At 70.4% G+C, this 19,635-nt stretch carries 17 protein-coding genes; 9 read left to right on the forward strand and 8 right to left on the reverse strand.

All coding sequences use genetic code 11. The annotated features are described in order from the left end of the window. The first annotated feature begins 153 nt into the window (after positions 1-153). Positions 154-1,875 (forward strand): methionine--tRNA ligase, encoded by a 1,722-nt coding sequence (gene metG / locus OG504_RS26440; protein ID WP_405992054.1) that lies wholly within the window; start codon positions 154-156, stop codon positions 1,873-1,875. Positions 1,876-1,899: 24 nt separating this feature from the next. Here metG and OG504_RS26445 read toward each other — a convergent pair whose 3' ends face one another. After that, a complete protein-coding gene (locus OG504_RS26445; RefSeq protein WP_405992055.1) occupies positions 1,900-2,634 on the reverse strand; it encodes an SDR family NAD(P)-dependent oxidoreductase in 735 nt (244 codons plus the stop codon). A gap of 129 nt (positions 2,635-2,763) precedes the next feature. Here OG504_RS26445 and OG504_RS26450 point away from each other — a divergent pair, with 129 nt between their 5' ends. The 3 genes from OG504_RS26450 to OG504_RS26460 all read left to right on the forward strand — a co-directional run bounded on the left by OG504_RS26450 (position 2,764) and on the right by OG504_RS26460 (position 5,504). Then, positions 2,764-3,414, forward strand: coding sequence for a TetR/AcrR family transcriptional regulator (locus OG504_RS26450; RefSeq protein WP_405992056.1), 651 nt, complete (start codon positions 2,764-2,766; stop codon positions 3,412-3,414). A gap of 46 nt (positions 3,415-3,460) precedes the next feature. Next, positions 3,461-3,937 carry a hypothetical protein gene (locus OG504_RS26455; protein WP_355922017.1) on the forward strand — a complete coding sequence of 159 codons (477 nt, stop codon included), beginning with the start codon at positions 3,461-3,463 and terminating at the stop codon, positions 3,935-3,937. Between the two features lie 169 nt (positions 3,938-4,106). Next, positions 4,107-5,504 carry a VCBS repeat-containing protein gene (locus tag OG504_RS26460; protein WP_405992057.1) on the forward strand — a complete coding sequence of 466 codons (1,398 nt, stop codon included), beginning with the start codon at positions 4,107-4,109 and terminating at the stop codon, positions 5,502-5,504. Positions 5,505-5,526: 22 nt separating this feature from the next. Here the strand turns inward: OG504_RS26460 and OG504_RS26465 are convergent, their stop codons facing one another. Next, complete coding sequence (locus tag OG504_RS26465) at positions 5,527-6,882, reverse strand: polysaccharide lyase family 1 protein (protein ID WP_405992058.1); 1,356 nt, start codon at positions 6,880-6,882, stop codon at positions 5,527-5,529. 217 nt (positions 6,883-7,099) lie between these two features. On the opposite strand from OG504_RS26465, the gene OG504_RS26470 reads away from it, so the two are divergent. After that, on the forward strand, positions 7,100-7,966 hold the full coding sequence (locus OG504_RS26470; RefSeq protein WP_405992059.1) for an alpha/beta fold hydrolase: 867 nt from the start codon (positions 7,100-7,102) through the stop codon (positions 7,964-7,966). A 165-nt stretch (positions 7,967-8,131) separates the two neighbouring features. Here OG504_RS26470 and OG504_RS26475 read toward each other — a convergent pair whose 3' ends face one another. The 3 genes from OG504_RS26475 to aspS form a co-directional block, all read right to left on the reverse strand. Then, positions 8,132-8,500: a hypothetical protein gene (locus OG504_RS26475; protein WP_405992060.1), complete on the reverse strand. Its 369-nt coding sequence runs from the start codon at positions 8,498-8,500 to the stop codon at positions 8,132-8,134. Positions 8,501-8,661: 161 nt separating this feature from the next. Then, complete coding sequence (locus tag OG504_RS26480; RefSeq protein WP_405992061.1) at positions 8,662-9,624, reverse strand: intradiol ring-cleavage dioxygenase; 963 nt, start codon at positions 9,622-9,624, stop codon at positions 8,662-8,664. 154 nt (positions 9,625-9,778) lie between these two features. Continuing rightward, positions 9,779-11,542 carry an aspartate--tRNA ligase gene (gene aspS, locus OG504_RS26485; RefSeq protein WP_393033343.1) on the reverse strand — a complete coding sequence of 588 codons (1,764 nt, stop codon included), beginning with the start codon at positions 11,540-11,542 and terminating at the stop codon, positions 9,779-9,781. A 165-nt stretch (positions 11,543-11,707) separates the two neighbouring features. Between aspS and OG504_RS26490 the strand changes: the two genes are divergently transcribed. Further along, positions 11,708-13,900 carry a SpoIIE family protein phosphatase gene (locus OG504_RS26490; protein ID WP_405992062.1) on the forward strand — a complete coding sequence of 731 codons (2,193 nt, stop codon included), beginning with the start codon at positions 11,708-11,710 and terminating at the stop codon, positions 13,898-13,900. On the opposite strand, the gene OG504_RS26495 is transcribed toward OG504_RS26490, so the two are convergent. Continuing rightward, complete coding sequence (locus OG504_RS26495; protein WP_405992063.1) at positions 13,822-14,916, reverse strand: AI-2E family transporter; 1,095 nt, start codon at positions 14,914-14,916, stop codon at positions 13,822-13,824. The two genes, OG504_RS26490 and OG504_RS26495, sit on opposite strands and share 79 nt — an antisense overlap. Positions 14,917-14,989: 73 nt before the next feature. Further along, positions 14,990-15,760 (reverse strand): AraC family transcriptional regulator, encoded by a 771-nt coding sequence (locus OG504_RS26500; protein ID WP_405992064.1) that lies wholly within the window; start codon positions 15,758-15,760, stop codon positions 14,990-14,992. A gap of 120 nt (positions 15,761-15,880) precedes the next feature. Between OG504_RS26500 and OG504_RS26505 the strand changes: the two genes are divergently transcribed. The 3 genes from OG504_RS26505 (at position 15,881) to OG504_RS26515 (ending at position 19,016) form a co-directional block, all read left to right on the forward strand. Beyond that, positions 15,881-17,035: an MFS transporter gene (locus tag OG504_RS26505; protein WP_405996435.1), complete on the forward strand. Its 1,155-nt coding sequence runs from the start codon at positions 15,881-15,883 to the stop codon at positions 17,033-17,035. Positions 17,036-17,293: 258 nt separating this feature from the next. Then, complete coding sequence (locus OG504_RS26510) at positions 17,294-18,073, forward strand: SDR family NAD(P)-dependent oxidoreductase (RefSeq protein ID WP_405992065.1); 780 nt, start codon at positions 17,294-17,296, stop codon at positions 18,071-18,073. 52 nt (positions 18,074-18,125) lie between these two features. Next, on the forward strand, positions 18,126-19,016 hold the full coding sequence (locus tag OG504_RS26515; protein WP_405992066.1) for an aldo/keto reductase: 891 nt from the start codon (positions 18,126-18,128) through the stop codon (positions 19,014-19,016). Positions 19,017-19,055: 39 nt separating this feature from the next. On the opposite strand, the gene OG504_RS26520 is transcribed toward OG504_RS26515, so the two are convergent. Continuing rightward, positions 19,056-19,496 (reverse strand): VOC family protein, encoded by a 441-nt coding sequence (locus OG504_RS26520; RefSeq protein WP_405992067.1) that lies wholly within the window; start codon positions 19,494-19,496, stop codon positions 19,056-19,058. Between the last annotated feature and the right edge of the window lie 139 nt (positions 19,497-19,635).

Genomic DNA, 19,635 nt, shown 5'->3' on the forward strand with positions numbered 1-19,635 from the left:
GGGCAGTACCCGCAGGCCATGTGCCGCCCGCTTCCCACCCCGTAAAACGGGAGGCGGGCGGCACACCCATGTCGGATACGATTTCAAGGTTCGCAAGACGCGTTCGCGAGACACAGAACGCACCAGCCAGACCGACCTGGGAGCAGCCCCCCGATGGCTCGACACCTCATCACCAGCGCCCTTCCGTACATCAACGGGATCAAGCACCTGGGCAACATGGTGGGGTCCATGCTCCCGGCGGACGTGTACTCCCGCTACCTCCGCCAGCGCGGCCACGACGTCCTCTACATCTGCGCGACGGACGAACACGGCACCCCGGCGGAGCTGGCCGCGAAGGAGCGGGGCATCCCCGTAGCGGAGTTCTGCGCGCAGGCGCACGACGCGCAGAAGGCGGTCTACGACGGCTTCGCGCTGGCCTTCGACTACTTCGGCCGCAGTTCCTCCCCCCAGAACCTCGAGATCACCCAGCACTTCGCCCGCCGCCTGAACGAGAACGGCTTCATCGAAGAGCGCGCGATCCGCCAGGTCTACAGCCCGGCCGACGGCCGCTTCCTCCCGGACCGCTACGTCGAGGGCACGTGCCCCCACTGCGGCTACGACAAGGCCCGCGGCGACCAGTGCGAGAACTGCACCCGCGTCCTGGACCCGACCGACCTGATCAACCCCCGTTCCGCGATCTCCGGCTCCACGGACCTGGAGGTCCGGGAGACCAAGCACCTCTTCCTCCTCCAGTCGAAGCTCCAGCACGAGGTCGAGGAGTGGGTCGCGGCCCACGAGGAGGAGTGGCCGCAGCTCGCGTCCTCCATCGCCCGCAAGTGGCTCACCGAGGGCCTGCACGACCGCGCGATCACCCGCGACCTGGACTGGGGCATCCCGGTCCCCGCCGACACCTGGCCCGAACTGGCCGCGGAGGGCAAGGTCTTCTACGTCTGGTTCGACGCCCCGATCGAGTACATCGGCGCGACGAAGGAGTGGTCGGACGCGGCCCCCGCCGGTGAGACGCGCGACTGGAAGTCCTGGTGGTACGAGAGCGACGCGACCGTCCGCTACACGGAGTTCATGGCCAAGGACAACGTCCCGTTCCACACGGTGATGTTCCCGGCCACGCAGCTCGGCGTACGCGAGCCGTGGAAGAAGGTCGACTACGTCAAGGCCTTCAACTGGCTGACGTACTACGGCGGCAAGTTCTCCACGTCCCAGAAGCGCGGCGTCTTCACCGACCAGGCCCTGGACATCCTCCCGGCCGACTACTGGCGCTACTTCCTCATCGCCAACGCCCCCGAGTCCGACGACTCGTCGTTCACCTGGGAGCACTTCACCGCCACGGTGAACAAGGACCTGGCCGACACCCTCGGCAACTTCGTCAACCGGGTCCTCTCCTTCTCGAAGAAGCGCTTCGGTGACGAGGTCCCGGCCGGCGCGGCAGCGGGCGAGGCGGAGACCAGGCTGGGCGAACAGACCGCGGACCTGCTCGCCGAGTACGAGACCCAGATGGAGTCCCTCCAGTTCCGCAAGGCCGCGGCGGCACTCCGCGCCCTGTGGTCGGCCGGCAACTCCTACCTGGAGGAGAAGGCCCCCTGGCTGGAGATCAAGACCGACCCGGAGGCCGCGGCCCTCACCCTCCGCACCGCGATGAACCTGATCCACCTCTACGCGGTGGTCTCGGAACCCTTCATCCCGTCGTCCTCGGCGGCGATGCGAGCGGCGTTCGCGCTGCCCGCCGACACGGCGACCTGGGTCTCGCAGGAAGAGGCGAAGTCCCTGTCCGCGGTCCCCGCGGGCACCCCCTTCACCGTCCCCCCGGTCCTCTTCGCGAAGCTCACGGACGAGGACCTGGAGACGTACAAGGAGCGCTTCGGCGGCGACCAGGCCTGACCCGGCGTGCTCGGCTGGAACTCCTCAGCCGAGCACGCTGAACGTCTCCTCCGCCCGGTCCCGCCGCGCCACCAACTCCCAGGCGCCGTCGGCGATTTCGTCCGGGTCGAGGGTCCGGTCGCCGACGTTCCCGAACTGCTCGGGGTTCGACGTCACCAGGTGGTGGATGTCGCCGCGCTCGATGAGTCCGCCGATGACCAGGTTGCCGACGTAGACACCCTTGTCGGCGAGCGCGGCGTTGAGCGTCAGGGCGTAGTTGCGCTGGGCGGCCGACGACACGGCGAGCGCCCCGAGGCCGGGCATCGGCACCACGGCACTGAGCCCGCCCGCGAACAGCAGCGCGCCGCCACCCCGCTCGACCATGCCGGGCAGCACCCTGCCCACCACGTCGACGGCCGGATACATCCAGCTCATCGCCTCCCGGACGTCGGCGGACTCGGCCTCGGTGATCGGCTTCGGCCAGGCGCCCTCGTCGACCGCGCCCGGCCCGTAGTAGACGAGGTCGACACGGCCGTACCGCTCGGCGACGGTGTCGAGCACCGAGCCGAGCTGCTTGGTGTCGCGCACGTCGGCGACGTAGGACGCGGCCTCGACGCCCGCGGCGGTGAGTGACGCGACGTAGTCGGCGTGCCGGGTGTCGCTGCGGGACACCAGGGCCACGGCATACCCCTCGCGGCCGAAGCGGTGGGCGATGGACATGCCGAGGCCGGGGCCTACCCCGAGGACGACGGCGATCTTGGGCTGCGGTGATGCGGGCATGGCGGAGCCTTCCGGGGCGGGTTCACGGACACGGCTGACCTGAGGCGTTAAATTGAGGCACACCTCAACTTACTTCTCCGACCGTAGCACGGAACCTGAGGCCCATCTCAAGTTCCGTATGATGACGTCATGCACCAGCCCGATCCCCCGCCCGCTCCCAAACCCCTGCGGGCCGACGCCGCCCGCAACCGCGCCAAACTGCTCGTCGCCGCAACGGAGTTGTTCGGTGAGCGCGGACTGGACGCGCCGTTGGAGGAGATCGCGCGGCGGGCCGGGGTCAGCATCGGCACGCTGTACAACCACTTCCCGAGCCGGGAGGCGTTCTGGGAGGCGATCTTTCCCGAGCGACTGGCGACGTTGGAGAGGATCACCGAGACGGCGCTGGCGGCCCCGGACGCCTGGGACGGTTTCGTCGCGTACCTGGAGGGGCTGTTCGCGCTCCAGGCCGAGGACCGCGGCCTCAACGACGCGCTGGCGCAACGGTTCCGAGCGGCGCCGGAGGTCGAGAAGGCCTGCCACCGCGGGTTCCAGCTCGCCGAGCTGCTCATCCAACGGGCCCGGGACAGCGGGCAGTTGCGCCCCGATTTCGAACCGGAGGACCTCGTCACCCTGATCTGGGCGATGTCCCAGGTGATCCGGGAATCGATGGAGACGGCGCCCGACGCCTGGCGCCGCTGCCTGGCGTTCTTCCTCGACGGTCTGCGGGCCGGTGCGGCCCACCCGATCGAGGTGCCACCCTTGACCCAGGGGCAACTCGGCGAGGTCGCACGGTCTCGCTGACCGACCCCGTCGTAGACGTGTTCGCGCCAACCCGTAAGGTTCCGCCATGGCAGTCCCCGAGGTCATTCCGATCGCCTACGAGCCGAACCAACGCAGCGGCGCCGTCGGCCGCTACGCGGACGGCCAGTTCCTGGCGTCGGTCACCTACGCGTTCCCCCAAGGCTTCCGTCCCGACGACGGCTGGGAAGAGCAGAAACGTCTCTACACGGTGCTCCACACCTTCGACGCCGCGGGCCGCTACCGCGACTCGGAGATCTGGTGCGCCGGCACCTGGGCCGAGCAGCAACGCGCCCCGCACGGCGACGGTTCGGTCCTCTCCCAGGCCCGCATCCACCTGGCGAAACTGCTCCGCGCCCTCCCCCGCCGCAGCTACACCGACATCGCGATCCGCCCCTTCCAACGCACCGTCGACGGCGTCCTGTTCGGCCTGCTGGTCGAGGAGGACGAGGAGGGCAGCTGGGCGGAGCTGTACCCGGACCGGCACTGCTTCGGGCCGCCGTGGGACGGCACGTACGACAGCTGAGCACCTGCTCCTGAGCACCTGCTCCTGAGCACCTGCTCCTGGGAATCCAACTCCCGCACAGCCAGGGCCTTTACACTGCGCGTCAGTTGTCGGCGCACAGGGGACGCGCCCGGGGTGGGAGGGGACTCGCATGCTCAAGTCACGGACGGCCAGGGGCAGATGGAGAACCGTGGCGACGGTGGTCGCGGCGCTGGCCGGCGGCTCGCTGCTGCCCGCCGCACCCGCGTTCGCGGTCCACGGAGCGGTCCCCGGCGACTTCAACGGCGACGGGTACCGCGACGCCGTCCTGCCCGCGCCCGGCGCGAACGTGGCCGGCAAGGAAGGGGCGGGCGCGGTCGTCATCCTGTACGGGGCCTCGTCGGGCCTGTCGGCTTCCCACCGTAAGACGATCACCCAGAACACCGCCGGGGTACCGGGCACGGCGGAGACGGGCGACGGGTTCGGCTCCGCCACCGCGACGGCCGACCTCAACCGGGACGGCTACGCGGACCTCGTGGTCTCCACACCGTACGAGGACACGGCCCGCGGCACGGACGCGGGCCTGGTCACCGTGTTGTGGGGCGGCAAGAGCGGGCTGACCACGGCCACCGACCTGCCGGCGCCGTCGGACTACCTGAAGCGGTTCGGCATCGACCTGGCCGCCCTGAGCATCGGCGCGGGCAGCAGGACGCAGGTCGCGGTCGCCGGATCGGAGGGCACCCTGGTCTTCAAGGGACCGTTCAGCCGCACCGGCACCTTCGGTTCGACCGCACCCGACCAGAACACCGCCTCCCCGGCGAGTGTCGCGCTCGGCGACTTCGACGGCGACACCGTGCTCGACCTGGCCCTCACCACCGAAGGCCTCAGCGACCTGAGCGGTGGCGAGGTCTACGTCGACCCGGCCACCACCGTCATGCAGCCGAAGCGGGGCAACGGACTCATCGCCGCGTCGGGAGACGTCAACGGCGACGGGTACGCCGACCTCGTCGTCGGCGACCCCTGGGAACCCGAAGTCGCGGGCGTGGACGGCGCGTTGGGCGGACGCGTGCTGCTCTACTACGGCACGGCGAAGGGCATCGCGGCGAGCACCGCGCCCGTACAGCTCACCCAGGACACCACCGGGGTGCCCGGCGCGAGCGAGAAGGGCGACGAGTTCGGCGGCGCCCTGACCGTGGCCGACCTGAACCGTGACGGGCTCGCCGACATCGTCGTAGGCGCCCCCTTCGAAAGCCTCGCCGGCAAGAGCCGGGCCGGAAACGTGACGGTGATCCCGGGCCGGCGCACGGGCGCGCTCGGCGGCGGCTCGTACTCCTTCTCCCAGGACACCGCGGGCGTCCCCGGTGCTTCCGAGACCGACGACTTCTTCGGTACGACGGTCTCGGTCGGGGACGTGAACAAGGACGGCAAGCCGGAGCTGTTCGTGAGCGCGGCCGGCGAGAACAACTCCACCGGCGCGGTCTGGGTCTTCCCCGGTGGTACCTCCCACCCGACGGCCACGGGCACCAAGCTGTTCACCGGACCGACGGTCGGCCTCACCCAGCAGAGCGGCACGACCCTGGGCGGGAACGGGCTGCTCTGGCTGATCTGAGGCAACTTCCTTTGGCCTCAGGCTAGTTGAGCACCCCGGCCCCGGTCGTGGTGGCGAGCTCCGTCGGCAGGTTCTTGGCGGAGGTCTCCAGTCCGGCGGTGAGGGTCGGGGTCCAGTTCACGGTGGTCTTCAGCTTCTTGGAGTTGGCGGCGTTGTAGGCGGCGACGAGGTCGGTGGCGGTTCCGTTCACGAGGTTGCCGCCGCCGACGATGGACCCGGTCCCGTCACCGCTGAACAGCTTGCTCGTCTTCTGACTCGCGGGAATCTTCCAGTAGTTGTCCTCGGCGACGACCTGCGCCTTGGCACGGGAGTTGACGCTGTACTGGAGGACGTACCCGTTGAGGTTCGTGGTGTCGTAGAAGTTGTTGTAGATGTGAATCTGCCCGATCCGGGCCAGCGGAGCGCGCTGCACGATCCCCTTCCACACGTTGTGGTGGATGGAGACGCGCAGCTTGCCGACGCTGTCGGTGTCGCTGCTGCCGATGAGCATCGTCTTGTCGTGGTTGGTGAACTGGTTGCGCTCGACGGTCACCAGGTCCGAGCCCTTGGTGATGTCGAGGTCGCCGTCGTGGATCTGGTACTGGCGCCCGTAGTACGTCGGGTCGGAGGTGTCGAGCCCTGGCGCGTCCGTGAACGTGTTGTGGTCGGCCCAGACGTGCGTGGCACCGCGCAGGGTCACGGCGTCGTACTGCGAGTTCCAGTTTCCGCTGTCCCCGTCCGTCGGGTCCCACTGCGGGAAGCAGTCCTGGGTGGCGGCGAAGGTCAGGTTCCGCACGATGACGTTGTCCACGCTCTGTATCTGCAACATGCCGCCGGTGATCCCGGCCTTGGTGCCGGGCACGCCCACGACGGTGGTGTTGGCGGGCACCCGGAAGATGATGTTCTTCCCCTGCTTGGTCTGCGCGGCGGCCCGCGCCTTCTCCTGCGTACCGGACGGCAGCTTGGAGGTGCCGTAGGTGGCGGGGTCGAAGGCCTTGAGGTAGGCGGACAGCGAATACCCGGTCCCTGCCGAGTAGTTGGCGCAGGTCAGCTTCTTGCCGGAGTCGTCGGTGTTGGCGTCGATCGTGCCCTTGATCTTGACGATCCGCGGGGTGGTGTCACTGGCGGACCCCAACGCCTTCACGAGCTGGGCGCGGGTGCTGACGGTGAAGGTGTGCGCGGCATCGGCCTTCGCGCCGCCGGTGGTACCGGTCCCGGACGACGCCCAGCCGTCCTTGGCGGCGAGGGTCTGGTGGTACAGGTCGACGGTCGCGGTGGTACTGGCGGCGTTCGCGTTGAGCACGAGGATGCCGGCACCGATGCCCGCGGCGGCCGCGGCGGCGGTGACGACGATCGTGCGGCGCTTGCGGAGGGAGCGGCGGTGGGAGGGGGTTGCCACGGGGAGTCCTTAAGTACGTGTGCGGTGTGGGGGGTTACGACTCCTCAGTGGCCGTGCGGATCAAGAAGGTTGCCGCGGCTGCGGAGAATTCTGCGGACGGTGGAGAAGGCCGGAGCGGCGGTATCCCACCGGGCCCGGCGTGTGAATGCCGAGCAGGCGCGCCAGGAGCCTCAGTACGATCGACACCGGTCTTCCAACGGGATGTGAGGAGCGATTCGTGGCACTTGAGCATCACTACGCCGGCATCGAGCAGTTACGGATGCACTGGGTCACCGCGGGCGCCGGAGATCCCGTCGTCCTGCTCCATGGGTGGCCGCAGACCTGGTACGAATGGCGCCACCTGATCCCGGTGCTCGCGGAGCGCCACCTGGTGATCGCTCCGGACCTGCGGGGATGGGGGGAGACCGAGCGGCCCGCCGATGGTTACGACGTGGCCACCGCCGCCGCCGACATCCGCCACCTGCTCGATCACCTCGGCATCGCGAGCGCGCATGTCATCGGGCACGACTGGGGCACGCCCATCGGCTACCACCTGGCCGCCACCGCACGTGACCGGGTGGTCTCGTTCACCGCGCTGGAGGCGAGCATCCCCGGAGCCGGAGGCGAGGATCTTCTGAACTTCTCCAGGTCCTGGAACCCGTTGTGGTTCTTCCCCTTCCTGGCCACCCCGGAGCTCCCCCAACAGCTCATCGGCGGAGGCAGGCAGGAGACCTTCTTCACCTGGGTACTCACCCAGATGTGCCGGGCCACCCCGGGCTCCCTCACCGATGAGGACATCGCCGTCTATGTGAAGGCGTACGGCGACGACGACGCGGTGCGGTCCAGCTGCGCGTACTACGTCAACACCTGGGCCGACGCCGACCAGATCCGCGACGCCGCCCAGGTACCCCTGACCGTTCCGGTCCTGGCCATTGCGGGTGAACGCTCACTCGGACAGCACATGATCGACTTCGTCCGGCGACTCGCCCCTGAAGCAGAGGGCGTCATACTTCCCGGCTGCGGCCATCTGATCCCCGAAGAGCGCCCCACCGAACTCGCGCAGCTCGTCACCGACTTCCTGGCAGGCATCGGCTCGCGAAGGTGACCCGAGGCTCGCGTGCTCAGCTCGGGCCCCCGGAGCCGCCTGCGCGGATCCATGGGCCCGGCAGCCGCTGTCCAGGAACGGCGGTCGGGGCAAGTACGTGTGCCGCGCCCGTCGTGCCACCGCGCGGACGCCGCTGGTGGCAGCGTCGCAACCGCAGTTGATCTCTCACGCCGCTACGGCCACTCCCAGCGCCGCCCGCGCCGTGGCGATATGGGCGAGGCCCTCCTTGGCCACGCGGGTCGCCTCGGCGTACTCGTCCGCCGTGTGGGCCGCGGAGAGCTGGGCGCCGGCCGCGCGGTGGCACTCGGCGGCATCCGTCAGTGCCCGGGTCGCCGTCTCGCCGGCCCCCGCCCAGATCCTCGCCTCGGGGACCGACAGGCTCGCGCCGAGTCGCAGTACCCAGCCGCTGGCCTCGACCTCCGCGTCCAGGTCGGACAGGTCGGACACGCCCCGTGCCCGGTGCGAGCGCCGCTGTACGACGACGGCGAACGCCGCCCCGACGATCAACAGCAGTGCGAGCACGATGTATCCCATCGCTTCCTCCCGGCGTTCCCATGGTCCACGGGGCCGGGCGGTCCGACCTCGTACGTCCATGACACGCCCTGCCTCTGTGCAGGCACATCGATATTCCTGTGCGTCCGCTGCGAGGTTTCCATGGCGGGGGGCCGGTGGGACGTACGAGGTCAGTGTGCTCGTCAGCCTGTCGTGGCCGACGGCGAAGCCGAAGCCGACGGGCCGGGGCCGCCCGGGCCTCCGCCGCCCTCCCCGTCGTTCGTCTCGTCCGGCGCCACCCCCAGCGTCAGGCGCGCCCGCACGCCCCGCCCGATGTGCCGCCGGTCGTACTTGAGGTAGAGCAGGCCGCCCTCGTGGCCGTTCTGGGGGTAGATGCCGTCCTCGGTGAGCGTCGTGCGGGTCGCGGTGTTCGAGACGTACGGCTCCAGGACCGACGTCGCGATGACCGACTTCTCGTCGAAGAACAACTGGCCGGTGTGGCAGGTGTGGCCGCCCTCGTAGCCCGCGTCCGTCCACTCGCCGTCGACGTGGACCTTGACGTGGATGTGGACGCAACGGCCCTGGTACCAGCCCGGGAACACCGTCCTGAAGGTGACCTGGCCGTGCCGGTCCGTGTGCCAGGTGCCGCGCAGGAAGCGGTCGTCGTCGGTCGGTTCCTGGTGTCCGCCGCCGCCACCGGGCGGGCCGCCCGTGGGGGTGCCGGTCGGGGTGCCGGAGGGGGGCGGGCCCGTGGGGGCGGGGCCGCCGCCGGTCGACTCGTAGCCCGAGTAGACGCCCGTCGCGTTGCAGTGCCAGATGTCGACGGCCGCGTTGCGCAGCGGTCTGCAGGTGTCCGCGTCGATCACCTTGAGGTCGAGGGTGAGCGGGATGCCGGGCTGGTCCTCGGTCACGTCGCGGCGGATCTTTTCCGCGTCGATGTAGTACGGGCCCTCGACCAGTTCCGAGGTGAGCGTGTAGCAGGTGTCCTCGGTCGAGGTCGCCGCCGCGGTCGCCGGGGTGGCCTCCTGCGCGGAGGCGTTCGCCGACAGCACTCCGCCTACGCCGACCGCCGTCACCGCCACACCACCGGCCACCAGGACCGTACGGCGGGCCAACTGCCCCTTGTCCTCGGGGACTTCGGAGTCCGTGGGGGGTCGAGAATCCATGGGGGGTACTGGGGAATCCGTCATGCCCGGGACGCTAGGGGCGCCCGACATGACATGAACATGAGAATGCGCTGTGAATCCTGTGCACAAGCGAAAGGGCTCGAAACCGATGCCGGTTCCGAGCCCCAACGCTTCAACTCCCGTCGGCCGCGTACTACTTCGGCTGCGGCTTCCGCACCGACAGGTGCAGCTCGCGCAGCCGCGTCTCGTCCAGCTCCGTCGGCGCGCCCATCATCAGGTCCTGCGCGTTGCCGTTGAGCGGGAACGCGATCGTCTCGCGGATGTTCGGCTCCTCCGCGAGCAGCATGACGATGCGGTCGACGCCGGGGGCGATCCCCCCGTGCGGCGGAGCGCCGAAGCGGAACGCGCGCAGCATGCCGGCGAACTGCTCCTCGACGGTGTCACGGTCGTAGCCCGCGATCTCGAAGGCCTTGAGCATGATGTCGGGCTCGTGGTTCCGGATCGCGCCGGAGGACAGCTCCACGCCGTTGCAGACGATGTCGTACTGCCAGCCCAGGATGTCCAGCGGGTCCTGGGTCTCCAGGGCCTCCAGACCGCCTTGCGGCATCGAGAACGGGTTGTGCGAGAAGTCGATCTTCCCGGTCTCCTCGTCCTTCTCGTACATCGGGAAGTCGACGATCCAGCAGAAGCGGAAGACACCCTCCTCGAAGTGGCCGGCACGCTTGGCGGCCTCGACGCGGACCGCGCCCATGATCTTCGAGACCTCTTCGAACTCGCCCGCGCCGAAGAACACGGCGTGACCGGGCGCCAGCGACAGGCGCTTGGTCAGCTCCGCGATGTTCTCCTCGGTGAGGAACTTCGCGATCGGACCCGTCAGCGAGCCGTCCTCGGTCACGCGGACCCAGGCCAGGCCCTTCGCGCCGAGGGTGACCGCGAAGTCGCCGAGCTGGTCGAAGAACTTGCGGGACTGCGCCGCCACGTCCGGCACCGGCAGCGCGCGCACGTGCTTGCCGGCGAACGCCTTGAACTCCGAGCCCTCGAACACGTCCGTGATGTCGGTGAGTTCGAGCTTCGCGCGCAGGTCCGGCTTGTCGGAGCCGTACTTCACCATCGACTCGCGGAACGGGATGCGGGGGAAGGGGGAGGTGACCGGCTGGCCGCCGCCGAACTCCTCGAACAGCTCCGTCATCAGCTTCTCGATGGGCTGGAAGACGTCTTCCTGCTCCACGAAGCTCATCTCGACGTCGAGCTGGTAGAACTCGCCCGGCGAGCGGTCCGCGCGGGCGTCCTCGTCGCGGAAGCAGGGCGCGATCTGGAAGTAGCGGTCGAAGCCGGAGATCATCAGCAGCTGCTTGAACTGCTGCGGCGCCTGCGGAAGGGCGTAGAACTTGCCCGGGTTGAGGCGGGACGGGACCACGAAGTCGCGCGCGCCCTCGGGGGAAGTCGCCGAGAGGATCGGGGTGGCCATCTCGTTGAAGCCGAGGGCGACCATCTTCGAGCGGATCGAGGCGATCACCGAGGAGCGCAGCATGATGTTGCGGTGCATGCGCTCGCGGCGCAGGTCCAGGAAGCGGTACTCCAGGCGCCGCTCCTCGTTGACCCCGTCCTCGGTGTTGATCGTGAAGGGGAGCGGGGCGGCGGCGCCCAGCAGCTCGACCTCGCCGACCTCGACCTCGACCTCACCGGTCGGCAGATCCGGGTTCACGTTGTCCGTGCCGCGGGAGACGACCTTGCCGTCGACGCGGACCGTCGACTCCTTGGTCACCTTGTCGAGGGCCTCGTACGCGGGCGTGCCGGGGCGGGCGACGAGCTGCGTGATGCCGTAGTGATCGCGCAGATCGATGAAGAGGATGCCACCCAGGTCTCGGCGATTGTGCAGCCAGCCGCTCAGCCGGACGTCGGTGCCGACGTCAGAGGCGCGGAGCTCGCCGCAGGTGTGGGACCTGTACCGATGCATCGTCGTTCATCCAGCCTTCGCGGATCGGGGAGTGTTTCACGTGAAACGTCCGGGGCCGGAGCCCGGACGTCCCAAGGGTACCGGCCACCCATGGAGCGCCTCCCCACCATTACCTCAGGGCTCCCTCGGTGGCAGGTTTCGATCTCCTCTTCTTACAGTGGGGCAATGCGCACTGGTGAGCCCCTGCCCGCCGTGGGGGAGGTACTCGCCGCCCTCGCGACCGGTCTGTGGCATTGGGACACCGCCTCGGAGCTGGTCACGGTGGACGCCGAGGCCGCACGGCTGCTCGGGCTGCCTCCCGAACAGACCACCCTCACGGAGGCCCAGACACGGGCCCGACTCCACCCCGTGGACTGGAACGAGATCACGGGGGTCGTCGGGCTGGCCGTCGCCGAGGGCACCCTCGCCGAGGTCCGCATCCGGATCATGGACGAGCGGGGCCGGGTCATCCGCGTCGTCCGCAGCCGCTCCAAACCGTCCTACAACCCCGAGAAACGGTCGTACGAGCTGATCGGCACCCTCCAGGAGGTCGCCGAGCCCACGCCGGGCACACCGGCCGGGCGGACCGCGGTCACCGGTGACTGGCGGCGTTCCCGCGAGGCGTTCCTGCTGGACGCGGGCCGGGCGCTCGCGGAGGCACGGTCCACGGCGGAGGTGCTGCGGGTCGCGGCGGGCCTGTCGATGCCGGGCTTCTCACCGGACGGCCTCGCGGTGTTCGGGGTCTCGGGCGACCGTCTGACGATCGTGGGCCATCACGGGCATCAGCCGGGTGACGAGGACCCGTTCTCGCACATGTCGATGGTGACGGACTACCCGGCCGCCGAGGTCGTACGGACGGGCCGTGCCGTCTATCTGTCCACGCCCGAGCAGTACAAGGAGCGCTACCCGGTCACCTGGCCGCTGGCCCAGCACTTCCACCGGCAGTCGTGGGCGTTCCTGCCATTGACCGTCGCCGGGCGGACGATGGGCGCCTGGATGGCCGCCTTCACCTACCCGGTCGCCTTCACGCCCGACGAGCGGTCCGTCCTCACCACGGTCGCCCGGATGCTCGCGCAGGCCCTCTCCCGCGCCGGGGTCGCCGAGTCCGAGCGCGAGCTGACCGACGGCCTCCAGCGCTCGATGCTGCCCACGCTGGGCCCGGAGATCCCCGGCATGAGCGTCGCGGCCCGCTACATACCGACCGGGGGCGGGCTGCAGGTCGGCGGCGACTGGTACGACATGATCCCGCTGCCCGGAGGCACCCCCTCCGGGGGAGGACGGATCGCGCTGGTCATCGGTGACGTACAGGGCCATGACGTGCGGGCCGCCGGGCTGATGGGCCAACTCCGCATCGCCCTGCGCGCCTACGCCTCCGAAGGACACCGCCCGGACGCCGTCCTCTCCCGCGCCTCCCGCTTCCTGCACGGCATCACCAACGGCGACGCGGAGAAGGCCGACCCGCGCTTCGCGACCTGCCTGTACGTCGAGGCCGACCCGGCGACCGGGGTGCTGGAGATCGCCCGCGCCGGCCATCCCGACCCGGCGATACGCATGGCGGACGGCACGGTGCTGATGCGGCCCACGGCGGGCGGACTGCCGCTCGGCATCGACCCGGACGCCGACTACCCGACGAGCACGCTCGCCCTGGAGCCCGGCGAGACCATGCTGATGTGCACCGACGGGCTGATCGAGACCGGCGGCCACGACCTGGAGACGGGCTGGCAGCGCATCCGGACGATCCTGGAGGAGCACAAGGGCGACCTGGAGGAACTCGCCGACGCGCTCGTCCAGGCCGTCCACGGGCCTTCCTCGCACCACACCACCGGCCCGCTCGCGGACCGCCGCGAGGACGACATCGCCGTACTCCTGCTGTCCCGCGAGGGCGAGGCCTGCGGCTGCGGCGACACGACGACCGTCCCTCCGAAGATCCGCCGTACGGTGCTCACCGTCGCGCAGGCCGAGCCCGAGCGGATCGCGGTGGCCCGGCAGCAGCTGCGCGAACTCCTCCACGACTGGACCGGCGCCGACCAGGTCGACTCGGCGGTCCTGCTCGTCTCCGAGATGCTCACCAACGTCCTCGTCCACACCGACGCCGACGCCCTGCTGACCGCCGAGGTGACCGGCGAGTCCGGTGAGCGGCGGATGCGGGTCGAGGTCACGGACGCCGGCGACGACCTCCCGCACAAGCGGCACCCCGGTGAACTGGCGTCCTCCGGGCGGGGGTTGCTCCTCATCGAACTCCTCGCCGAGACCTGGGGCGTCGACCCGAGGGGCGAGGGCAAGAGCATCTGGTTCGAGCTCTACGAGTCCGACGGCACCGGGGACCCCGCGGGCGACGGTCCGGGCGGCGTCTCGGAGTTCGGGTCCTGGGACGCGTAACGCTCCCGCAGCTCGTGTACGACTCCGAAGGCGGCCGCGGTCAGCGGTACCGCGAGCAGCATGCCGAGAATTCCGGCCACGGACGCGCCGGCGGTGATCGCGATCATCACGACCGCCGGGTGCATCTGCACGGTCCGGCTCTGGATCATCGGCTGGAGCACGTGCCCCTCGAGGACCTGCACGGCGAGGACGACCCCGAGGGCCCACAGCGCGATCACGAAACCCCGGTCGGCGAGCGCGACCAGCACGGCGACCGCGCCGGAGAGGAACGCGCCGAGGTAGGGGATGTAGGCGCCGACGAAGACAAGCGCGGCCAGGCCGAACGCCCCCGGCACGTCCAGGACGAGCAGGCCGACGCCGATGCAGAGGGCGTCGATGAGGGCGATGACGGTGGTCCCCCGCATGAATCCCTCGACGCCCTCGAAGGCACGGCGGGCCATGGCCTCGACGAGATCGGCGTTGTCGTGCGGGGCGAGCGAACGCAGCAGCCCCGCGGCGCGGTCGGAGTCCCGGAGGAAGAAGAAGACGAGCAGCAGTGCCAGTACGGCCATGGCGATGGTCTCGCCGACGACGCTGACCCCGCTGATGACGTTCGAGGCGGCCGTCCCGCCGAACTTGGTGAGCAGTTCCTTGGCGTTGGAGGCGAGGTCGTCCACCGAGGTGCCGGCGGCGCCGAAGTGGTCGGCGAGGGAGTTCCCCGCGTCCTTGAGCGAGGACACGATCTGGTCCCCGGTGTCGATCAGCGCGGCCACGACGATGTACACGGCCCCGCCGACGACGGCGACGACCGCGACACAGGTGATCATCGCGGCCACGGACCGGTTCACGTGCGCCTTCACCAGCCGCCGGTACAACGGCCCGAGCAGCGCGGTCCCGAGCAACGCGAGCAGCACGGGCGTCACGGCGGTCTTCAGCTCGGCACAGAGCCGGATCCCGACGTAGCCGACCCCTGACACGAGCAGCATGACGGCACACCAGGCGGCGAGGCGTCGTACCGGAACGGGGAGGAGCTGCACGGTCCCACCGGATCACGCATCGCGCGGGCGGGCCCGGCGGGACGGGCCGCCCGGGTGACGGGGGGTCAGGCTTTCACCGCTCCTGCCGCGGTCTGTCCATGCCCGCGCGGTAGGTGCCGGGGGTGATGCCCACCGTCTGGGCGAAGGTCTGGACGAAGGCGCTGGTCGTCGCCCAGCCGCAGGCGTGCGCGGTGTCGGTGACGGTGGCGCCCTCGGCGAGCCTGACCATCGCGGTGAAGATCCGGACCCGGGTGCGCCACTGAGGGAAGGTCAGGCCGAACTCGTCGCGGTAGAGGCGGGAGAGGGTGCGCTCGCTGGTGTGCACGCGGGCGGCGAGCTGGGCGAGGGTGCAGGGCCGGTGCAGGTCCTCCTCGACGAGGCGGCAGGCGTCGGCCAGCCGTTGGTCGCGGGCCGCGGGCAGGGCGACGGGCTCGGCGGTCACGCGGCGCAGCCGGTCGCGCAGCACTGTCTCGATGTGCCGGGTCTCGGTCTGCGTGAGGGTGGTGCCGGCGAGCGCGATCAGCAGTTCGCGCACCAGGCTGTCGACGGCGATGACCGTGGGGCGTCCGGTGTCGGGCAGGGGCGCCCTGCCGTGGGCGGGGAAACCGATGGTGTGGAAGCGGCTCCGGCCGTGGAAGCGGTGTTCGTGCCAGGTGTTCGCCGGAATCCACACGGCGCGGTCGTCGGAGGCGATCCAGGAGCCGTGCTCCGTGGTGATCGCGAGGACGCCCGAGCTGACGTAGATCAGCTGGTGGTCGTCGTGGCGGTGCCGGGCGATGGTCTCGCCGCCGTCGAGGAACCGGGTGGTGGTCGGCGCGACGGGCTCGTGGCGGGTCTGCGACATGGATAGGCAGAATACGGGAAGCGCGCCCGAGGTGTTCCCGCCCATCGTGAGTGGGTGACGACCATCCAGGAATCAAGCACTCCCCGTGAGGCGGGTGGTCCGCCCGGGCACTGGCGCCGGATGCGGATCTGGGCGAGCGCCCACGCCGTCGACGACTTCTACCAGGGACTCGTGCCCGCCGCAGTCCCCTACTTCGTGCTGCAGCGCGACTTCAGTTACGTGCAGGCCTCGGGGCTGGCCCTTGCCGCGACCCTCGGCAGCGCGTTGCCGCAGGTGCCGATCGGACTGCTCGCCGACCGGTTCCGGCTGCGCTGGATGTCGCCGCTGGGGATCGCCCTGGCGGGGATCGGGGCGGGCCTGTCCGGACTGACGCCCTCCTACCCGCTGGTCTTCGCCCTGCTGCTGATGGCGGGCGTCGGCATCGCGATGTTCCATCCGCCCGCGGGGCGCGACGCCCGCCGCGCGGCCGGGGGCAGCGCCACCGCGATGAGCTACTTCGCCGCGGGCGGCAGCGTCGGCTTCTTCATCGCCCCGGCCCTGGTCACACCGGCCCTGGACACCCTCGGGATGAGCGCGACGGCCCTCTTCATCCCGCCCGCCGTCCTCATGGGCTTCGTCCTGCTCCGCCACCACAACCGCACATCCGCCACGGCGGTCAGGGCGGTCCGGCGCCGGGGCACGGACCGGCCGGGCCGGTTCGCGGCACTGACCGCCGTCGAGATCGTACGGTCCACCATCTCGACCGGACTGAACACCTTCATCTCGCTGTACTGGATCCGCCACCTGGAGGCGAGCAGCGCCCTCGGCGGCCTCGCCCTGACCCTCGAACTCGGCGGCGGTGTCGCCGGCACACTGCTCGGCGGGCGGCTGGCGGACCGCATCGGCATGGTGCGCACCGTGCAGATCGGCAACGCGGCGATGCTGCCCGCCCTGTGGCTCATGCTGATCTGCGACGACAAGTACGCCGCGCTGCCCCTCGCGCTGCTGGTCGGCCTGATCTCGAACATCCCGTTCGCCGTCCTCATCAAGCTCGGCCAGGACTACCTGCCCAGCCGCCCCGGCACCGCCGCCGGCGTCACCCTCGGCCTCGCGATGAGCGCGGGCGGACTGTTCATGCCGCTGCTGGGCGTCATCGCGACCCACTACGGTCCCCGCGGCGCCCTCGCGGTACTCGCCACGGCGCCGGTGCTCGCGATGCTGCTCTCCGCGTTCCTGCGCGAACCGGTCCAGGAGGAAGCGGTGCCCGCCGAGGACACGGCCCTCACCACCCCCTGACGTTGGTCCGCACGGACACCCGCCACTAGGGGCGGCCTCCTCGCGTCGCGGGTGCGCGAAAGGGGGTCTGCCGGACCCCCGGACCAGACGGGTCTCCCGCCCCCGCCACCCGCGGTGTTTGACTCGACGAGAAGCAGCCGATTCCCGGCGGACCGCACCAGGACAGACGGCCCGACCAGGCAGAACGGCGTCTGCTGGAGCAGTGTCCGCGAGCGACGCGACGGGCAGCGATTCGACCACTCACGTGAGGACAGCACCATGGCAGCGAGGACCGACAGGACGTTCGACGGCGCGTACGCGCTCGTCACGGGAGGCGGCAGCGGAATCGGCCGCGCGGCCGCCGTGGCGCTGGCCGCGCAGGGCTGCACCGTCACGGTGGCCGGCCGCACCGCCGCGACCCTGGAGCAGACCGTCAAGCTCATCACCGACGCGGGCGGAACCGCCCGGTACGTCGTCGCCGACGTCCACGACGAGGACGCCGTGGAACAGGCGGTGAAGGCCGCCGCGTCGCCCGGGGGACAACTCCACGTGGCCGTCAACAGCGCCGGCGTCGACGGCGGCAACAGCGCCTCCGCGCTGGCCGACCACCCCGTCGAGACCCTCGACCTGATGCTCGCGACCAACGTGCGCGGGATGTTCTTCTCCCTGAAGCACGAACTGGCCCGCATGGTGCCGTACTCCAGCGGCGCCATCGTGAACATCTCCTCGGGCGCCGGGCTGGTCGGCGTCGGCGGGTACGCGGGCTACGTCGCCTCCAAGCACGCCGAGATCGGCCTGACCAGGAGCGCCGCGCTCGACTACGCCGGCGCGGGCATCCGCGTCAACGCCGTGTGCCCCGGCCTGGTCGACACCCCGCTCGTCGCCGGCATGGTCGACGAGAATCCCGCCCTGCACGCCGAACTGGCGGCCGCCCACCCGCTCGGCCGGATCGCGGAACCGGAGGAGATCGCCGACGCCGTCGTGTGGCTGTGCTCGGAGCGGTCCAGCTATGTCACCGGCATCGCGCTCCCCGTCGACGGCGGCTACACGGCCCGCTGAACCTCCCCACCACTTCCTTGAGGTCCGCAGAAACGAAAGGTTGGAGAAAACCATGGGTGACAACATCTCCGGCGTGGCGAAGGCCCAGGTCAGCATCGGTGGGAACCGTTCGGTGAACCGCATCGGCTACGGCGCGATGCAGTTGACCGGCAAGCAGGTCTGGGGCGAGTACCCGGACCGCGAGGGCGGCATCGCCCTGCTGCGGCAGGCGGTGGACTCCGGCGTCGGCTTCATCGACACCGCCGACGTGTACGGCCCGCACACCAACGAGACCTTGGTCCACGACGCGCTGTACCCCTACCCGGACCACCTGGTGATCGCGACCAAGGGCGGCTTCGTACGCGGCGGCTTCGACTACGCGACCCTGGACGCGGTGGGCAACCGCAACTACCTGCGGCAGAGCGCCCACCTGAGCGCCCGGCGCCTGGGCGTGGAGCGGATCGACCTGTACTACCTGCACAGCGGCCGGGCCACCGACGCCCCCTTCGAGGAGCAGGTCGCCACGCTCGCCGAACTGCGCGACGAGGGCGTGATCGGCAGTATCGGCCTGTCCAACGTCACCGTCGAACAGTTCGAGGCCGCCCGTGCCATCGTCGACATCGCCGCCGTGACGGCGCACTACAACATCGCCGTGCGCACCGGGGCGGGCCTGCTGAAGGCCGCCGAGGCCAACGGCGCGGTGTTCTCGCCCTGGCACCCGGTCACCCTGAACGAAACCGGCCAGGGGGATCGCATCCGCGAGGTCCTGGAACCCATCGCACGCCGCCACGGCGCCACGGTCCAGCAGACCGCCCTGGCCTGGCACCTGCACCACTCACCGGCGACCCTGCCGATCCCCGGCACCACCAGCCCCGTCCACCTCCGGGAGAACCTCGCCGCCGGGGCGATCCACCTGACCGCCGAAGAGGTCGCGAGGATCGACGCCCTGACCCCCGACGCCTGAGCGACCCCGCGGACCGGCTCCGGCCACCGTCGGCGACCGTCAGCCCAGTTGCTCGGCCAGTCCAACGATGATGCCCTCCGGGCCGCGGACGTAACAGAGCAGATAGCTGTCCTCGAACCGGGCGATCTCACCGAGGAGTTCGGCACCGTGAGGGCGCAGGCGCGCAACGGTGTCCTCGATGTCGTCGACGGCGAACATGACGCGGTGCGTGCCCAGGATGTTGTGCGGCCGGTCGCGCGGCCCGCCGCTGATCGCCTCGGGGCTGCGGTACTTCGCCAGCTCCAGCCGGCTGTGACCGTCCGGGGTCCGGACCATCGCGATGTCGCAGCGGACACCGTCGAGCCCGGTGCACCGGTCGGCGACGAGGCCCTCGACCTGCGCCCTGCCCTCCACCTCCATGCCGAGTTCCACGAAGAACGCGACGGCGGCGTCCAGGTCCTCGACGACGATGCCGACGTTGTCCATCCGCTGGATCGCCATGGTGATCTCTCCTTCTTCCCCGTACGGCTTCCTCGTGCGGCCGGTGGTGGCCGCCGACGTCCCTGGGACGGAGCCGGCGGCACGTTCTCGACATCCGCCGACCACCGAACTCCGAAAAAACTGGCTCCCGGCGCCGAGC

The organism is Streptomyces sp. NBC_00986 (assembly GCF_045162565.1).
Classification (GTDB): Bacteria; Actinomycetota; Actinomycetes; order Streptomycetales; family Streptomycetaceae; genus Streptomyces.